The organism is Nodosilinea nodulosa PCC 7104 (assembly GCF_000309385.1).
Classification (GTDB): Bacteria; Cyanobacteriota; Cyanobacteriia; order Phormidesmidales; family Phormidesmidaceae; genus Nodosilinea; species Nodosilinea nodulosa.
In genome coordinates, this window is record NZ_JH976537.1 from 1,808,134 (window position 1) to 1,825,242 (window position 17,109).

At 59.5% G+C, this 17,109-nt stretch carries 15 protein-coding genes; 6 read left to right on the forward strand and 9 right to left on the reverse strand.

Translation table 11 applies throughout. The features are described 5' to 3' along the window. Positions 1 to 147: 147 nt before the first annotated feature. Both LEPTO7104_RS0108140 and LEPTO7104_RS33180 read left to right on the forward strand, forming a co-directional pair. Positions 148 to 897, forward strand: coding sequence for an HAD family hydrolase (locus LEPTO7104_RS0108140; protein WP_017298065.1), 750 nt, complete (start codon positions 148 to 150; stop codon positions 895 to 897). A 51-nt stretch (positions 898 to 948) separates the two neighbouring features. Then, a complete protein-coding gene (locus LEPTO7104_RS33180) occupies positions 949 to 1,524 on the forward strand; it encodes a DUF1802 family protein (protein ID WP_017298066.1) in 576 nt (191 codons plus the stop codon). Between the two features lie 267 nt (positions 1,525 to 1,791). Here the strand turns inward: LEPTO7104_RS33180 and LEPTO7104_RS33185 are convergent, their stop codons facing one another. The 3 genes from LEPTO7104_RS33185 to LEPTO7104_RS0108160 form a co-directional block, all read right to left on the reverse strand. Next, entirely contained in the window at positions 1,792 to 3,519 is a 1,728-nt protein-coding gene (locus LEPTO7104_RS33185; RefSeq protein WP_017298067.1) for a tetratricopeptide repeat protein, read from the reverse strand. A gap of 110 nt (positions 3,520 to 3,629) precedes the next feature. After that, positions 3,630 to 4,910 (reverse strand): ATP-binding protein, encoded by a 1,281-nt coding sequence (locus LEPTO7104_RS0108155; protein ID WP_017298068.1) that lies wholly within the window; start codon positions 4,908 to 4,910, stop codon positions 3,630 to 3,632. A 29-nt stretch (positions 4,911 to 4,939) separates the two neighbouring features. Continuing rightward, positions 4,940 to 6,361, reverse strand: a complete 1,422-nt coding sequence (locus LEPTO7104_RS0108160; protein WP_026072484.1) for a 1-acyl-sn-glycerol-3-phosphate acyltransferase — start codon at positions 6,359 to 6,361, stop codon at positions 4,940 to 4,942. A 552-nt stretch (positions 6,362 to 6,913) separates the two neighbouring features. Between LEPTO7104_RS0108160 and LEPTO7104_RS41170 the strand changes: the two genes are divergently transcribed. Next, positions 6,914 to 7,393, forward strand: coding sequence for an FHA domain-containing protein (locus LEPTO7104_RS41170; protein ID WP_196358095.1), 480 nt, complete (start codon positions 6,914 to 6,916; stop codon positions 7,391 to 7,393). Here the strand turns inward: LEPTO7104_RS41170 and dprA are convergent. The 5 genes from dprA to LEPTO7104_RS0108190 form a co-directional block, all read right to left on the reverse strand. Next, positions 7,390 to 8,535: a DNA-processing protein DprA gene (gene dprA / locus LEPTO7104_RS0108170; protein ID WP_017298071.1), complete on the reverse strand. Its 1,146-nt coding sequence runs from the start codon at positions 8,533 to 8,535 to the stop codon at positions 7,390 to 7,392. The two genes, LEPTO7104_RS41170 and dprA, sit on opposite strands and share 4 nt — an antisense overlap. A 53-nt stretch (positions 8,536 to 8,588) precedes the next feature. Further along, entirely contained in the window at positions 8,589 to 8,867 is a 279-nt protein-coding gene (locus LEPTO7104_RS0108175; RefSeq protein WP_017298072.1) for a hypothetical protein, read from the reverse strand. Positions 8,868 to 8,922: 55 nt separating this feature from the next. Further along, entirely contained in the window at positions 8,923 to 10,458 is a 1,536-nt protein-coding gene (locus LEPTO7104_RS0108180; RefSeq protein WP_017298073.1) for a bifunctional aminoglycoside phosphotransferase/ATP-binding protein, read from the reverse strand. 129 nt (positions 10,459 to 10,587) lie between these two features. Then, a complete protein-coding gene (locus tag LEPTO7104_RS0108185) occupies positions 10,588 to 11,193 on the reverse strand; it encodes a 50S ribosomal protein L25/general stress protein Ctc (protein WP_017298074.1) in 606 nt (201 codons plus the stop codon). 56 nt (positions 11,194 to 11,249) lie between these two features. After that, positions 11,250 to 12,584, reverse strand: a complete 1,335-nt coding sequence (locus tag LEPTO7104_RS0108190) for an adenylosuccinate synthase (RefSeq protein WP_026072485.1) — start codon at positions 12,582 to 12,584, stop codon at positions 11,250 to 11,252. A 311-nt stretch (positions 12,585 to 12,895) separates the two neighbouring features. On the opposite strand from LEPTO7104_RS0108190, the gene LEPTO7104_RS33190 reads away from it, so the two are divergent. Continuing rightward, positions 12,896 to 13,957 carry an adenosine deaminase gene (locus tag LEPTO7104_RS33190; protein WP_051158484.1) on the forward strand — a complete coding sequence of 354 codons (1,062 nt, stop codon included), beginning with the start codon at positions 12,896 to 12,898 and terminating at the stop codon, positions 13,955 to 13,957. A gap of 130 nt (positions 13,958 to 14,087) precedes the next feature. Here LEPTO7104_RS33190 and LEPTO7104_RS0108200 read toward each other — a convergent pair whose 3' ends face one another. Beyond that, complete coding sequence (locus LEPTO7104_RS0108200) at positions 14,088 to 14,411, reverse strand: RNA recognition motif domain-containing protein (protein ID WP_017298077.1); 324 nt, start codon at positions 14,409 to 14,411, stop codon at positions 14,088 to 14,090. A 312-nt stretch (positions 14,412 to 14,723) separates the two neighbouring features. On the opposite strand from LEPTO7104_RS0108200, the gene LEPTO7104_RS0108205 reads away from it, so the two are divergent. After that, on the forward strand, positions 14,724 to 15,047 hold the full coding sequence (locus tag LEPTO7104_RS0108205; protein ID WP_017298078.1) for a thioredoxin family protein: 324 nt from the start codon (positions 14,724 to 14,726) through the stop codon (positions 15,045 to 15,047). Positions 15,048 to 15,574: 527 nt separating this feature from the next. Next, on the forward strand, positions 15,575 to 17,053 hold the full coding sequence (gene glgA, locus LEPTO7104_RS0108210; RefSeq protein WP_017298079.1) for a glycogen synthase GlgA: 1,479 nt from the start codon (positions 15,575 to 15,577) through the stop codon (positions 17,051 to 17,053). Positions 17,054 to 17,109: the final 56 nt, after the last annotated feature.

Consider the following 17,109-nt stretch of genomic DNA (forward strand, 5'->3'; position numbering starts at 1 on the left):
TTAGCTTATTTTTCAAAACCTTCCCATTATCTAGGATAGTGGGTGAGCTTGAAAGCTATTTTTTTGAGCGAATTTCTAACCATATTTCCCGCTCGGCTCAGGCAGCCGAGCGAGCGGGAGAGCAACGGGATGAGGAGGCGTGAAACCATGGTTTGGGTGCGGTGCGGGCAGCAGTGGATTGCAGATATAGACGCGATCGTTTTCGACAAAGACGGCACCCTGGCCGATTCCCATCAGCTGTTGCAGCGCACGGCGCTGGCACGGGCCGAGGCCTGTGCAGCGGCGGCTGAAGCTGGAGATGCCATCGTTCAAGCTCTGTTGACCTGCTTTGGGGTTTCCTTCGACGGCATTGACCCCGACGGGCTGATGGCAGCAGGCACCCGCGAGGCCAATCGACAGGGCGCGATCGCGGTGCTGGTGAACGCAGGCTATCCCCTAGAAAAGGCTACAGCTTGGGTGGTTGACGGCTTTGCCGCCGTGAATGCCGCGCGCAGCGGTAAGGCCGCCTATACCCCTCCCTTTGACAGCACGGCGGCGATGCTTGAGCGGCTACACCACAGTCCGTTGAAAATGGGGGTGCTGTCGTCGGATAGCACGGCCTATGTGGAAGAGTTTTTGAGCCACTATGGTCTGCTGGACTGGGTCGATCAGTGGCGGGGCACAGAGCCAACCGATCCGCCTAAACCTGACCCAACCTTGCTGAGGGACATGTGCGATCGCCTCGGTGTTCCAGTTGCTCGCACTCTCGTTGTCGGGGATAGCTGGGCTGACCAGGCGTTGGCGGAGCAGGCCGAGGCCGCAGGCTTTGTCTCGGTGTCCAAATTCTGGGGGCGATCGCCCGTACCCGGCGCTACCCTGGTACTTAGCAACTGGGATGACCTGGAGGTCCAGGCCTGATCCCCCGTTGGGTGGTGCAGGACGGCTCCCACAACTACGGAGACTACAGCAATGGTGTCGTGGGTTCTGAAGGAATGGCAGGCGGCGATCGCGGCGCTGCTGCGGGGCGACACTATCCTGTTGCTGCGCAAGGGCGGCATTCGCGAGGCCAAGGGGCAGTTTGCGCTGGCGGCCCGCGAGGTCTTGCTGCTGCCCACCCTGGAGCACCAAAAGCTGGATCTATTGAAGGATGACTTTCGGTCTTTGGCCCATTTGGAATTGCCTGATCCGTCTGACCAGGTGCGATTTGAGGGATGGGCGACCATTACCCATGCTTTTCTGCTCCAGGCGGAAGCGGAGGTGGCCCCGCTGCTGCCCTACCTGGTGTGGAACGAGCAGTTTGTGGCGGAACGGTTGAGCTGGCAGCCCGATCGCCCCCTCTACGCGCTGCTGCTGCGGGCCTATCGGTTCGAGTCACCGCTGCTGCTGCCCCGCCACAAAGGCTACAGCGGCTGCCGATCGTGGGTTGAAATTGGTGAGGATGTTTCGGTGGAACGTAGCCTGCCTGCCTTGACGGATGGGGCCTACACCCGCCAGGTAAATGCCGTTTTGGCCTCGGTTCCCTCGGTTGCCGCGATCGTGCCGTAGGGTGCATTCGCGGCCTGCATAGGCTTAGGTACAGGCACACAACCTGCGCTGGGCCGCAAGGCACCGGCTAAAGAATAGGGAGTTTTGCAATGGGTGGGCCAGGCCGCGAGACCGAGAAACCGGGTTTCTGAGCCAAATGCCGGGATCTGAGCACCGCACAGCAGAAACCCGGTTTCTGGATGCCGGGATGTTTGCGATGGGTGGGCGGTGCATTGCGGCGCAAGGATTGGCGGGCTGGAGGCGTGAGTTTAGGGCCGCGAATGCACCCTACCGCAGGAGCCACCAAGCAAGGGCGGCAATACCGAGACCCACCAAAAACCACATGGCTACGGGCACCCGCTGGGAGCGCGTCGGTGAAGGGCTGGGGGTGGAGGTGGGCAGCGACTTGGCCAGCCAATCGGGTTCTGAGGGTTTGGGTTCGCCAATGGTGGGGGCTGCTTTTGGCTCTACCACAACCATTTGACTGAGGTTGTAGAGGGCTTGGTCGCAGTCTTCTACATCTTTGGTAAGCCCCATATCTTTATACAGCGCCTTTGCAGCTTCATAGGCCGAGCGAGCCTCCCATTTTTGGTCTACTCTGGCGAGCGCATTGCCAAGATTCAAGAGGGAAGCCGCCTCGCCACGGCGCTCGCCGATCTCCCGCGCGATCGCTAACGACTGCTGGTGGTACTCAATCGCCTGTTGGTATTGGCCCAGCGAATCGTACGCATTGCCCAAATTGCCGAGGGAATAGGCTTCGCCACGGCGATCGCCGATCTCCCGCTTGATAACTAGCGATTGCTGGTGGTACTCAATCGCCTGTTGGTATTGGCCCAGCGAATGGTACGCATTGCCCAAATTGCCGAGGGAATAGGCTTCCCCTTGGCGACTTTCCTGCGGAAACGCTTCGCGAACGCCGATCTCCCGCGTGATCGCTAAGTCCTGCTGATGGTACTCAATGGCCTGTTGGTATTGGCCCAGTGAATCGTACGCAAGACCCAAATTACCGAGCGAAGCCGCCTCGTCTCGGCGATCGCCGATCTCCCGCGCGATCGCTAACCACTGCTGGTAGTACTCAATGGCCTGTTGGTATTGGCCCAGTGAATAGTACGCAATGCCCAAACCGCCCAGGGAACTGGCTTCCCCTTGGCGATCGCCGATCTCCCGCGCGATCGCTAACGACTGCTCGTAATAGTCCAGCGCTTGAAACGGTCGCCCGCAGTAGTACAGCGCATCCCCCAAGTTTCGTAGCGATCTGGCCTGCCCGGCAGTGTCGGTTTTGGCCAGGGCCAGGGCTTTTTCGTAAAGTTCTAGCGCCTGCTTGTAGTCGTACTTGCCCGCGTAAGCTTCGCCCAGGTTGTTGTAGAGCGTAATCAGCAGCGGCGACTCTGGGGCAGTTTGCTCTAATTGGGCGATCTGCTGTTGCAAATCTTCAATGGCGACCGTGCTACTGGGTTCTTCTATTGCTCCAGTGCGGCTGGGCACCGGCACCAGCCTACTCTGCTCCGGCACCCGCACCTCGGCCACAAACTCAAACACGCCGCCGCGCCAGCTCCAAAAGTCGGGGGCCTGCTGGGCCAGGCGGGTCGCCACCGCATCCGGCAGCCACAGCACGATGGGGAAGGCAAAATTTCGCAGCGCTTCCCGCGTCCACTGCAACGAAAAGAAAAATTTCTCCTGCTCAGATTTTTCGTCGCTCAGGCGCACCCCCAGCAGTTCGCCCGCGTTCAGAACCGTCACCACGGCAGGTTCCCCATTTTGCAGGGCCGGGGTTTGGGTCACCAGGTCTTCCAGGGTGGCCCGCAGACTGGGGCGCTTGGGGTCAAGACGGGCGCGCAGGGGGGCAATGCCCTGGGCTTTCAGGTCGGCTTCGTAGGCGGTAATCAGCTGGTCTTGCAGGTTGCGATCGTCCGTAATGGCCACCAGCAAATCGAGCTGCTGGCTATTGAGGGTCAGCGTCAGCAGCAGCTTGCGGTACTCGCGATCGTTCAGGGGTGAGAGGTCAGCAGGGGGCATTGCCAAACCAGGGTTGTGGTTATCCCCTCCTGGGAGGGGCAGGGGTGGGTTAGCCCAGTCCCCGCAGCCCACCCCGCCCTGCGGGCACCCCTCCTAGGAGGGGAGGAGGGCTAGATCAGATCTTTGCGCTTCAGCAGGTCGGTCACCAGGGGGTGCAGGTCATACCAAAGGTCGTCATTCTCATATTCCAGCACATATAGCCCGTGGAGGAGTTCTAGAAACTTAGGGTCGCTTGTATCAGGCGGCGTAAACGACTCGTAGGTTTGCCGCAGCAGTTCGTAGAGGTTATTGCCCAGGGGACGGGCGTACTGCTTGCGCAACTCCCTCACAGCAGCGGTTAAAATCTCACCGTCAATTTTCACATCGCGGACTTCAGGCTCCAGCTCAAACCGCAGCATACATTCGCGGCAGCATTCTTGCCCCAGCCGCACCAGCTCTCGCAGCACACCGCCGCTGAGCAACACCATCTGCCGCAGCACATCAGGTTCGATCAGGTCGGCATCAATGCGCCGTTCGAGAATGCTTTGTAACCGAGCGACGTTGGCCTCTATGGGCTGGGCATCGGGCTGGTGAGAGGCCTCACGGGTAAAAAACTTGGTCACCGAGAGCAGTAGAATCGAGCTTTGGGTCTCTAGAATTTCGACCAACTCTGGCTCTCGCACTACCGCAATGGGAATGGTAAACAGAATCCGAATTTGAGGGGAAAAGAGGGCATTGATATTGTCGCGGAAGATGGGCTCCACCACCCCTAGATCGAGCTTGTCGAGGTCGTCGATGATTACCAGCACCTCTTTGCCCGTGGCGTTTTGAATAGCGGCAGCAATCTGATCAATGCGATCAGTCAAATCCGAGACCCGCCGCTCATAAGTCTCCCGAATCTCTTCCCGAAAGGAGTCTTCCTTTTGGAGCTTAGCAGTGAACACCTCGAAGAAATTGCCTCCTGCGCCCATTTCCTGCTTGAGCTGCTCGGTGTAGACGCTCGTCTTGGTCCGGGTAAACCAGCTCTTCAGCTCCTCCTGAAGGCTGGGAGAAATGGGTGCATCATTTTTGATCGCCCGTTCCAAAAGCCGTAACGCGATCGCGTAGAGAATGTTGATGTGGTTCACGTCCGACATCTCCACCATATTGGCGATGGAGAAAAATTCGACGAACAGCCCTCGCTTACGCACCTCTAGGGCCAGTTCGTTGAGTAGGGTGGTTTTGCCGCAGCCCCGGTGGCCCGTAAAGATCAGCTTGCCGTTGGCCTCGCTGGCGACGATAGCGCTACGCAGCCGGGCCAGGGTCTCTGGGCTGTGGGTAATGCGAAACCGCTCAATGTCCTCTGATTTGAGCAGCGGAAACAGATTGAGTTTGCGGTAGGTGTCGATATACCGCTGATAGAGGTCGTTCACCGCCCCAGCCTCGTAGAGAACCTAGCCCATCATACCGAAGGCGGCGGTGGAATCATGGCTTCCAGGGCCGCCTGCAGGTCGGCGGTGAGCTGGGCGACGGCCTGTTTGCGGTTGGCTTTGTAGTCGGGCCAGCGATCGCTGACCGAAATCGGCTCCCCCACCGTCAGCACCGCTCGCTGCGGCCCCAGCTTGGGCCGGGGAAAAGGACTTTTGCCCTGAATTAAACACACCGTGTCGCGCAAAATCATTACGGTTTCGGCAAAGCGTTCGGCTGAGGGGCGCTGGCGCACGTACTGCCCGGTGACGGCCACAAAGCTCTCGACCAGCCGCATGTGCCACATGCGCAGGCTGGCCTCTTCGGCCTCGCGATCGGCCAGCCCTCGCGCTACGTCAGACAGGGGCTGATCTGCGGCGAGGTCTTGGCGAAAGATGCGATCCCACCCGGCCTGCTCAATGCGACGACAGCGATCGATGGCGCTGCCCTTAGCGGGTAGCTGAAAGTAGGTTTCGGCTACTTGAAGGGCGGCATTCATCAAGGCTTCGAGGCGACTTGCGAAGCGATCTGTGCCGCCGTCGCTCAGGGTCTGGGCTGGCCGAGCAGCATCGGCAACGGCCAAGCCAGCGCCGTAGACCCGGTTGTAATAGCCTTCCATCAGGGTTAAGAGGTGTTCGCCCAGGGTGTAGAGACGGTGGTAGCGGTACTCCACAGCCGCTTCCGACGTGTTTCCTAAAGGGTAAATGGCATCGGAAGAAGTCAGTCCATTCTCTTGCTCTAGGCGATGGAGCCAGCGATCGAGTTCGGCCCAGGGCGGGGTGAGGTAGCGGTAGGAAATGCCCAGGGGTGCGATCGCCACCCGTTCAGCCCGACCCTGACTCTGCATATCTTCCACACACCAAAACCCCATCTGCGCCACCCCGGGCTCCAGGGGGCTGACAATTTCGGTGTGCCCGTTATTACCGCCTTCTGGGGCGGCGGCGAGGGGCAGCTGGCCGTTGGCAAATAAATCGCGGGCCGAGCGCAGCCCCTGGCGATCGACCTTGCCCCGCTGAATTGGGGTGCCCCCCAGGCGGCTGTAGACCCACCCGACCGAGGACCCGGCCCACAGGGGAATACCGCGATCGTAGATGAAGTGGCTGTGAACCGGGCGCTTGAGATCGATACCCAGTTCTCTCGCCCGTTGGGGCACCGCGTACCACATCAAATGGGCCAAACAAAAGGAGTCCAGCGGGCTGGGATGGCGGAAGGCCAGCAAAAAACGGGTCTCTCCGGCGTTAAAGGCCTTCAGCAAATGTACTAGCCCGTCGGCATTGACCACATCCACTTCCTGAATCTGCTCGCGCCAGCGCATCCAGTAGGGCAGCACCAGACGCACCAGGGCCAGTACCCAAGGGTTTAGGGCAGGGGGGACAAAGCTTAGGGGCGGCTGGGCGCGGGTGGAGGGGTTAACCACAGATTGATCCCAGGGGCAAAACGTTGAGAACACCCCGATGATATAGCAGAGCAGGGGCAAACTCCTTCGGCTGCGCCAGTCAGTTAAAGCCCCTCAGTACATTTGCGGATAAATCATAAAGCTTTTATAAGCGACTCTAGCCCTAGGATTGTGTAACCCGTACAAAGCCAGTTTAATGGCAGGAGCCAAACCCGACCGGGCCAGGCACCTGAGGAAAATCGTCGCGGGCAAGTTGCCCATTCCCTTTTCAAGTCCCTAAGGAGTTTCTAAACCGCTTCAGGCCACTGGCCTATGGCGTGGGTGCACGAGACCAGGTCCACCAGAACCACGACTCCCACGGGGAGGGCTTCGGCCCAAGCTGCTGCGGTGAGTGGGTGGCCCCTTCTAGAGACACAGTTAGTGGTAGATCGACGGTTCACTATGGTTTCCTCACAGTTTTTTTCTGCAGATGCGGGGCAGCGATTCGTGCAGCATTCGGGATCCGAATCGGAACGGGTATCCGTACAGGAATCGCCCGGCACTGTTCCAAAAAGCCCCGATAGCAGAAGCCCAGTGGCTTCTCCTCCCTGGATTTTAGACACTCTCTTTCGCAACCTGAGCTACGACCTAGAGCAAGTAGCCGATATTATTGACCCGATTCTGACGGCCCAAAACCACTGCTACCGCACCAGCTGGTACGTGCAGGGCATTGTGGCCGAAGATCGGGCTTTTCTCAGCACCAACATCAATCCCGATCGCGCCATTCAGGTGACGCTGTGCGGCACTCGCTGGCTGCTGGGCCAGAGCAGTCGCTGCACCGTCGCCATCGCTCAACCCGGCATTGCCGACTGCCATGCCGCCCTTACCTTCGACCCCCTGCGGGGTTTCTTTGTGGTAGATCTGGGTACCGACGGCGGCACCTGGGTCAATGGTCGTCGACTGGCCCCGGCCCAGCGCCACTACCTGCAAGATGGGGATTTGGTCAAGCTGGGCAGCCTGCGGTTTGAGTTTTTGCAGCAGCGCTGCGACCAACCCGTGTGGAACGACGACTAGCAGCGCTGGTAGCGCATGCCCGGCAGCTGCGTAACCAGACCCATAAGCTCTAGCTGGACCAGGGTAGCCAGGACCTCGCCGGTCGGCTGAGCGATCGCCTGAACCAGGTTGTCGAGAGAGGTGGGTTCGTCGGTAATGCTGGCCAGCACCTGGGCCATGGCCGGGGAGAGCGGCGGTGGCGTGGGGCTGGCGGTCGAGCAATCGCCGCTCTGATCGCCGCTCGCTTCCCGCTCTAGCCGCCCAGCGGGGTTAAGCTGGGGCAGCTGCCCCAGGGCTACAATCAGCGTCATGTCATTTAAGATCATCTGGGCTCCCTGATTAATTAGCTCCAGGCAGCCGTAGCTATTGAGATTATCGAGGGATCCAGGTACCGCAAACACATCGCGGCCATAGTCGTTGGCCAGCTGGGCTGTAATTAGCGCCCCCGATCGCGCCGGGGCCTCGGTTACGACCACGGCCCGGCTGAGTCCGGCAATAATGCGGTTGCGGCGCGGAAAGTGTGCCCGGTCGGGGGGAGTGCCGTTGGGGTGCTCGCTCAGCAACAGCCCGTGGCGGGCAATGCGATCGTGCAGGTCGCCGTTGATCGAGGGGTACACCTGGTCCACCCCCGTCCCCAGCACCGCAATGGTGAGGCCTTGACTATCGAGGGTTTGCTGGTGGGCGTAGCGATCGACGCCCTTGGCCAGGCCCGAGACCACAATCACATCGTGGGCCACCAGCTGCTGAGCGAGGCGGCGGGTCCAGCGCTGACCGTAGGCTGAAGGAGCGCGCGTACCGACTACGCCTACCGAGGGCATCAGCTGGAGGGCGCCAGCTAGCTCTAGCCGCCCTCGGTAGAAGAGAATGGGCGGCGGGTCAGCAATTTCGTAGAGCAGCGCGGGATACTCGGCATCGGCGGGAGTCCAAAAGTTGGGATGCTCCTGCTCATACTGGGCCAGCAAATCTAGCGGAGCAACCCTCTGCCGATACTGCACCAGGCTGCTTCCTAGCCCTAGCCCAATGCCTTCGACTTCTAGCAAATCGGCCCCGTCGGCGTGCCAGGCGCTAGCCAGGGTGCCAAAGTGGGCGCACAGACGCTTCAACAAAACTGGACCCAATCCCTTCGCCTGGGACCAGGCCAGCCAATACGCTCGTTCTGCCATGGCAGGCGGTAAAAAGACTGCCCTCAGTATGCCCGTTTCAGGTTTGCGTACGGCTATCGGCGCGGTCGCGGCACCCGCGGGCTACCACCGCGCCTCAGCAGGTTGCCCAGGGGCAGTCGCCTCGGGTTGAGCTGGCGGAGAGAAGCAGGCAGCTCCAGGGTTGTCGTGGGTTCACCGCCGGGGGTCATCCACCAGGCCTGAATCGTGCCGCCCGCAAACCCGGCCACAGCTCCCAGCAAAATGCTGGGCACCACCCCGTAGCCCAGCAGCAAAAACAAAAATAGAAAGACCAGCCAAATTTTAAACGCTGGTGGAATGATCTTATCGGCCACCGGTACGTCCCCTCTGGAGCGCTAGCGGGGCCGGGCAACAGGCCTAGCCCCCCAGTTATGCCCCTACTATAGCGGCTAATTGCGGCGGCACGGCCTGGGTGGTGTCGATCGCCTGTACCAGGGGCAGCTCTGCCGGGGTAAACGGCTCCATCTGCTGGCGCTGAAGCACCGCCACGGTGGCGTCGGCAATGTCTCCGGCGCGATCGCGCACCCGCTGCTCCAGCACCGCCACCGGAGCCTTACAGTGCAGAATAGTCAGGGGCAGTTTAGCGTTTTGGATCCGCTCAATCGCATTCTGGCGCAGGGCCTGGCGATCGTACTTGGCATCGAGAATCACCGGGTATCCAGCCTGGGCCAGGGCAATGCCCAGGGTGAGCAGGCGATCGTAGGTTTTCTCAGTCATCGCTGGGGTATAGAGGCTGTCGTCGCCCCGCTGTTCTAGCGGCACCCCGGCCAAATGCTTGCGCACGGCATCGCTGCGCAGGTGAATAGCATTGACCTGCGCAGCCAGAAGTCGGGCTGTTGTGGACTTGCCAGAACCCGACAGCCCGGCCATCATATAAACCGCACCGCTTCGGGGTTGGCATACCGACCAGGCCAGGCGGTAGTAGCCTGCCGCCGTCTCGGCGGCCCTGCGCCTGGTGCCCTCATCCACCGATGGATCGTCGAGCAGAAAGGAGGTCACTTTGGCCCGCACGTAGGCCTGACGACTAATGTACAGAGGCAACAGCTGCACGCCTTCCCAGTCGCCGGTACGCTCTACGTAGTGGTTCAAAAACACCGTGGCCAGGTCGGCACAGCCCTTCGACAGCAAATCCATCACCACAAAGCCCACGTCGTACATCACATCGACGTAGCGAAAGGGCTCATTGAACTCGATGCAGTCGAACAGGTAGAGCCGATCTTGCCAGCGGCACAGGTTGTTCAGGTGCAGGTCCCCGTGGCAGGCGCGAATCCAGCGTTGCTCCACCCGCCGCTCAAACAACTCTGGATGGGCCGCAAAGAAGGTGTCGCTGTAGGCCTTGGTCTCGTCAAACTGAGCCTGGGTCTGGGGTCCCCCAATGTAGCCTTCGGTTTGGGCATAGTTTTCGTCAAAGGCCTGGCGAATCTGGTCTACCGCGCCAAAGGTGCGAATGTAGTCGCTGGTTTCGGCCCCCAGGTGAAAGTCGGCCACGGCTATCGCCAGTTCCTCCATCAGCGCTGGGATGAGTTCGCCGCGATCGTACAGGGCGCTGAGCAGGGCCGACTGCGGAAACTGCACCATTTTGACGGCGTACTCCACCGTCGTGCCGTCGTTGATATGGTAGGTATCGCCGGTTTGGCCAAGGGCCACCACATCCAGGTACAAGTCTCCCGCCCCTCGCTGGTTCAGGCGCAGTTCTTCCTCGCAAAAGTGGTGCCGCTTCTCCAGGGTGGAATAGTCTAGGAAGCCAAAGTTCACCGGCTTTTTCACCTTGTAGGCGTAGTCGCCGGTCAGCAGCACGTAGGACACATGGGTTTGCAGGAGCTGAATTGGCTCCGCTACCGGATGGGGATAAAACCCCGGCTGACACATCTGCTGAATTAAAGCAGGGAGATTGGACTCGGCCATAGCTGCCTATGAAAGATTTGCTTAACAGGATGGTCTTTGGCCCTAAAAAGGGGTTAGGGAAACAATCCCCAACCCCACCAGTTAAACCGTCGGGCGACAATGAAGCACCGTTGAGAGGCTTTGGATCGCCTATTCTGCCGCTCCTGCTGCAGCTGTTACCGTCGATTCACCGTCGGGGGTGCGGCCCTGCAGCACCGTGGCAATGGTCTGGGTCTGGTCTCCAGCCACCACGGCTCCCTCCGGCAGCACCAGATCGGCTACGGTCAATGAATCGCCGATGCCCAGTTCAGAGACGTCGACATCGATCGTTTCAGGAATGTCAATGGCCTTGCACTTGACGGTGACTTCGTTAATTTCGGTGTTGAGCACGCCGCCGTCGTTTTTAACGCCGGTAGGCTCGCCGACGAAGTTGAGCGCAACGCCCACCTCCACAGCATCCTGAGCCTTGACCGCAAAAAAGCTGAGGTGATAGACCAGGCTTTTCCAGGGGTGGGCCTGCACTTCCCGCAGCAGCGCCTTGCCGTTCCAGGGCATGTCGGGAATTTGCAGGTCAATCATGGTGTTGTTGACCGCAGCCTTGCGGAGCAGCATATCGGCCGCATGGCGATCCACCGTTAGCGATACGGACTCGGTACCGTTGTGGCCGTACAGCACAACAGGCAGCAGCCCCTGGCGACGTAAAGCGTTGGGCTTAGCTTTAGGATCGCGCGATTTACATTCAATAGTCAGTTCCATGGAAAATCCCCCCGTTGATAACTCATTCAAAAGACAAACTTGACAACTCCTCAGCCCTAGGCCACCTGAGGCTCACCATTCTCGTAGAGCAGCGCCCGCTTCGGCCCATGGATGGGGTCTTCTACGATAATGGTCTGATCGCGGCTGGCCCCCAGCGACACAATCGCGATCGGCACCTCCATCAGCTCGGCCAAAAACTTGAGGTAGTCGAGGGCAGCCTTGGGCAGGTCGCTCAGGGAGCGACAGTGGTCGGTGGGCTGCTTCCAGCCGGGCATGGTCTTGTAGATCGGCTGGCAGCGGCTGAAGGCCTCGGCGCTAGCCGGTAGCTCTTCGCAGCGCTCCCCGTCGAGTTCGTAGGCCACGCACACCTCGATCTCATCGACATCGTCGAGCACATCTAGCTTGGTGATGGCCAGACAGTCGAGGCCGTTAATGCGCACGGCATAGCGGCCAATTACGGCGTCAAACCAGCCGCAGCGGCGGCGGCGGCCTGTGGTAGTGCCGAACTCAGCGCCGCGATCGCAGAGCAGCTCGCCCACGCCGTCGGTCAGCTCGGTGGGGAAGGGGCCTTCGCCCACCCGAGTGGTGTAGGCCTTGGCCACGCCGATGACGCGATCGATCACGGTCGGGCCTATGCCGGTGCCGATGCAGGCCCCGCCCGCCACCGGGTTAGAGGAGGTGACGTAGGGATAGGTGCCGTGGTCAAGGTCGAGCAAGGTGCCCTGGGCACCCTCAAACAGCACGTTTTTCCGCTGCCGAATCGCCTGGTAGACGTGTAGGGAGCTGTCGATGATGTGGGGCCGCAGCCGCTCGGCATACTCAATATATTCATCAATCACCGCAGCGGGGTCGAGGGGCTCTAGCTCGTAGAGCTTCTCGAGGATGCCGTTTTTGTACTGAATGGTCCACTCCAGCTGCTTGCGCAGGCGGGCGTAGTCCATTAAGTCGATAATGCGAATGCCGATGCGCTCAGACTTATCGGCGTAGGTGGGGCCAATACCGCGCTTGGTGGTGCCAATTTTGTGGTTACCCCGCCGCTCCTCCGCCGCCTGATCAATCAGGCGATGATAGGGCATGGTGACGTGGGCAGCGTTGGAAATAAATAGGTTCTTAGTGGAAATCCCTAGCTCGTCGAGCTTGTCGAGTTCGCCAATCAGCGCCTTGGGATCGATGACCGTGCCGCTGCCAATCACGCACTCGGTATCGGGGTAGAGAATGCCGGAGGGAATCAGGTGCAGCTTAAAGGTCTGATCCTTGACAACAACGGTGTGACCCGCATTCACACCCCCCTGGTAGCGCACAACTACGTCTGCTGAACGACTCAGCAAATCGGTAATTTTACCCTTACCTTCATCGCCCCACTGGGCCCCAATCACTACAACGTTTGCCAAGGGAATTCAGGCTCTAAAGTTCACACAAATTCCCATTATCACTAAGCAATTGTAATTGTGTCAACTCAAATATCGAGGTTCGAGCCGGGGTTAATTCTCCATGAAGCCCAAACCCGTAGCAAATTAAATGTATTTAACCTTATACCCAATTAGTGAAATATGCGATAGAACAGATGAATACTTAGTTTACATTTCTTTAGATTCTCTACAGATTTGCGATCGCTCACTCCATTCAAATCGGCCCAGTTGGCCCTAAACGGCCATTGCCGGCCCAAGCACACCCATAAACCCTAACCACGGCGGAGGTTACTGTGAGTCTATATGCTGAGCTACACCGCCACCTAGGCGGTTCGGTGGTCCCCAGAGTGCTGTGGCGCTACTTTGAACGCAACCGCCCCGATCTCTCCAGCCAGTTTGCCGATTACCCGGCCTTTGAGCAGTTTTATACTCGCCCCCGCAACACCCTGGTGGAGTACCTGGAGCTGCACACCCTGGTCGAGGGCGTACAAACCCACGAGGCGCTGCCCTACTTCATCTATCGTCTGATTCGCGGCGCCTATATTTTTGAAAATTTGGCCTACCTGGAGCTGCGCTACACCCCCTACTTGCGCACCCCCGAGCACCTGCCCCAGGAGCAGCGCATTGAGGCCATGGCCGAAATTGTTGAGATTGTAGGGCGGGCCAGCCAGCAGCCAGAGTATCCCATCGTCACCAAGCAGATTCTCTGCATGCACTCGCGGCTGCCCTACGCGGTGAACCAGGCGATTGTGGAGCTGGCGGGTCAATATCCCGAATACGTTTGCGCGGTGGATGTGGCGGGCGGTGATGCCAAGTACGGCGATCGCATCGACGAGTTTACCCAGCTTTACCAGCGAGCCCAGAACCTGGGCCTCAAGACCACCGGACACCTCTACGAAACCGTCGATGGCGACCACCCCAAGCTGCTCCCCTACCTGATGCGGATCGGCCACGGCATTCAAATTCCCCTGCGGCACCCCGAGCTGTTGCCCGAGGTGGCGGCGCGCGGCCAGTGCCTGGAGGTCTGTCCCACCACCTATCTCAAAACCGGCACCCTCGACGAAATCCATCAGCTCAAGGTGGTCTTCGATCGCTGCTTTGAGGCCGGGGTCGATATCGCCATCTGCACCGACAACGCCGGACTGCACAACGTGCGCCTGCCCTTCGAGTACGAAAACCTGCTCACCCACGACGTGATTGGCTTTGAGCAATTGCAGGCTTGCCAGGAAGCGGCCTTTCGCCACGCCTTTGCCTGGCCCCACAGTCTGCCGCCCACGGCCCTGCTGACGGACATGCTGCAGCTGCCCACCAAGGCGCACCCCGTCGATAGCGAAGGAGTGCTGGCGCTCTCCTAGCCCGTCGCCCTTGCCCCGAGCTAAAGCAATCAGAAGCAGCGCGTAAAAAAAGGGGGTTCAGACCAGCTGGTCTGAACCCCCTTTCACATCTAGCTAGGGCTGAGCCTCAGAGGCCCAGCGGAGCGGGAGCTTAGTAGCCGCCGCGGGAGAAGCTGTCGCCGCCGCCGCGACGACCGCCGCCACCGAAGTTGCCGCCGCCGCCGCCGCGATCTTCGCGGGGCTTGGCTTTGTTGACTTTGAGGTCGCGACCCATCCACTCAGCACCGTCTAGGGCTTCAATGGCGGCAGCTTCTTCAGCATCGGCCGCCATCTCTACAAATGCGAAACCGCGCATACGACCGGTTTCGCGATCGGTGGGTAGCTGGACCCGCTTGACAGACCCGTACTCGGCAAATACAGCCGTTAGGTCTTCGCTGGTAGCGTCATAGGACAGGTTGCCTACGTAGATTGACATGGTTGGTCTCCAAAAATTAAAGGACTTGTAGAGCAAAATTTTGGAGAGAAGTCTGTCAATGGAAAAACGGAAAAACGCGTTAGTACTAAAAACAAATACTGCTAACCAATCTCTATATCTCTTGGGACACCGTAGCATGTTTGAAAAGAGGATGGCGCACTGGAATGTGAAATATCTCAAAAAACTGGCCAAAGGCTATCTATACAGCCACGGCCATGGCGGGATTTCTTCGTAAAGATTTATGTTTTGGTTGGGGCCAGGGTCTTGGGGCGCTGCCGTGGGAGAATGGACATTTAGCTGAGATCTAAATTTATGCCCGCCGCCTATATTGAAAATGAAACCGAGTTTGATGCGCTACTGGGCGCAGAACCCCTCTTTGTGGTCGACTGTACGGCGGCCTGGTGCGGCCCCTGCAAGCTGGTTGCGCCTTTGATGGATCAGCTGGCTGACGAGTACGGCGATCGCGTCAAAGTTCTGAAGCTCGACCTTGACGCAAACCAGTCTGTGGCCAAGCGATACGGCATTCGCAGCATTCCTGCCGTCATGTTTTTCCAGCAGGGTGAGGTGGCCGAAACCCTAGTGGGCGCCAAAAAGTATGACGAGTACAGCGAAACCCTGGGTAAGTATCTGGGCTAGGGTGCTGCCCAAATCTAGCTACTGACTGGGCCTGGAAAAACAGCCGTTAGCCTGGCACTCCGCCAGCCTGGTGTAGAGCGGCTGGCGGCGATCGCGCTTCGAGCGCAGTTCAATTACAAAGTTGTGTTACGTCAGGCTGCTCTGCCCCGTTCGGTATGCAAAAGACCGCCGATGAGTCAAACACAACCCCCAGCTTGCTGCGGCGATTCCGAAGGGTAGTATCCGTGGTCAGGTCGCTGTGACGGCGGCCTGTGTTTCCCCCGGTAGGGGCATCAGCACCAGTTCTCCAGCAGCGGTCAGCTCTAGGCGCAGGTCGCGGTTAGTCCAGAGTCAATGGCTCAAACTACTGCTCAAACTGCCTGTGGGCGAGGCAAACAACCGGGCTGCGATCGAGCGTAAGGGCAGTCATGGGGAGGGCTGAGCGACTACTTCACTATGGGGTATCGCAATGGCTCAAGGATCTAGGCAGAACGCCCACACCCCCGTAGACTGAGGACAGCCGATTGATCCAACAGCAGGCGGGCGATATGGAAATTCTATTTGTGGCAGCGGAGGCAGCGCCCCTGGCCAAGGTTGGCGGCATGGGCGATGTGGTGGGTTCACTGCCCAAGGTGCTGCGCAAGATGGGGCACGACGTGCGCATCTTTATGCCCTACTACGGCTTTATGCCCGACAAGGTAGACATCCCGGAAGAGCCGGTGTGGAAGGGCACCGCCATGTTTAACGACTTTGCGGTCTATGAAACCACCCTGCCCGAGTCTGACGTGCCGGTGTACCTGTTTGGCCACCCCGCCTTTGACCCCCGCAAGGTCTACGGCGGCGATGACGAGGCCTGGCGATTTACCTTCTTCGCCAACGGCGCAGCAGAGTTTGCCTGGAACTACTGGAAGCCCCAAATCATTCACTGCCACGACTGGCACACGGGCATGATTCCGGTGTGGATGCAGCAGTCGCCCGACATTGGCACCGTATTTACGATCCACAACCTGGCCTACCAGGGGCCGTGGCGCTGGGAGCTAGAGCGCATTACCTGGTGCCCGTGGTACATGCAGGGGCACAACACCATGGCGGCGGCGGTGCAGTCTGCCGATCGCGTCAACACCGTGTCGCCCACCTATGCCCAGCAGATTCAAACCCCCGACTACGGCGAAGAGCTGGAGGGGCTGCTGTCGTTTATTAGCGGTAAGCTCAGCGGCATTCTCAACGGTATTGATGTGGAGTCCTACGACCCCGCCACCGATCGCTACATTGGCAAAACCTTTACCCCCGACAGCCTGCAAAATCGCCGCACCAACAAGGTGGCGATTCAGGAAGAGCTGGGGCTAGAGGTGAACTCCAAGGCTTTTTTGGTGGGCCTGGTGGGCCGTCTGGTGGAGCAGAAGGGGCTAGATCTAATTCTGCAAATTTTGGATCGCTTTTTGTCATACACCGACGCGCAGTTTATTTTGCTGGGCACGGGCGATCGCTACTACGAAACCCAGCTGTGGCAGATGGCCAGCCGCTACCGGGGCCGCATGGCCACCTACCTGCTCTACAGCGAGGGGCTGGGCCGCCGCATCTACGCCGGAGCCGATGCCTTTTTGATGCCGTCGCGGTTTGAGCCCTGCGGCATCAGCCAGATGATCGCCATGCGCTACGGCTGCATTCCAGTGGTGCGGCGCACGGGCGGCCTGGTGGATACGGTGCAGCACCACGACCCCGAGCACCAGGCGGGCACCGGCTACACCTTTGACCGCTACGAGCCGCTAGATCTGTTTACCTGCCTGATTCGCGCCTGGGAGGGCTACCGCTTTAAAGATGCCTGGCGGGCTCTGCAGCAGCGGGCCATGGCCCAAGACTTTAGCTGGGACAAATCGGCGGTCGATTACGTCAAGCTCTACAGCGACATGCTGGGGCTTGATTTTAAGGATCAGCTTTCCCCGCCGGAGCTAGCTCCGGTGATAGCAGCTCCAGATCCGGCCCCTCCGGCAGCGGCAGCAATAGATGCCCCATTGCCCAAGTCCTAGATACCCCAACAGGCCGAGGCAGCCCAGCTTGAGATCAAATAACTCGAACGGCCAAT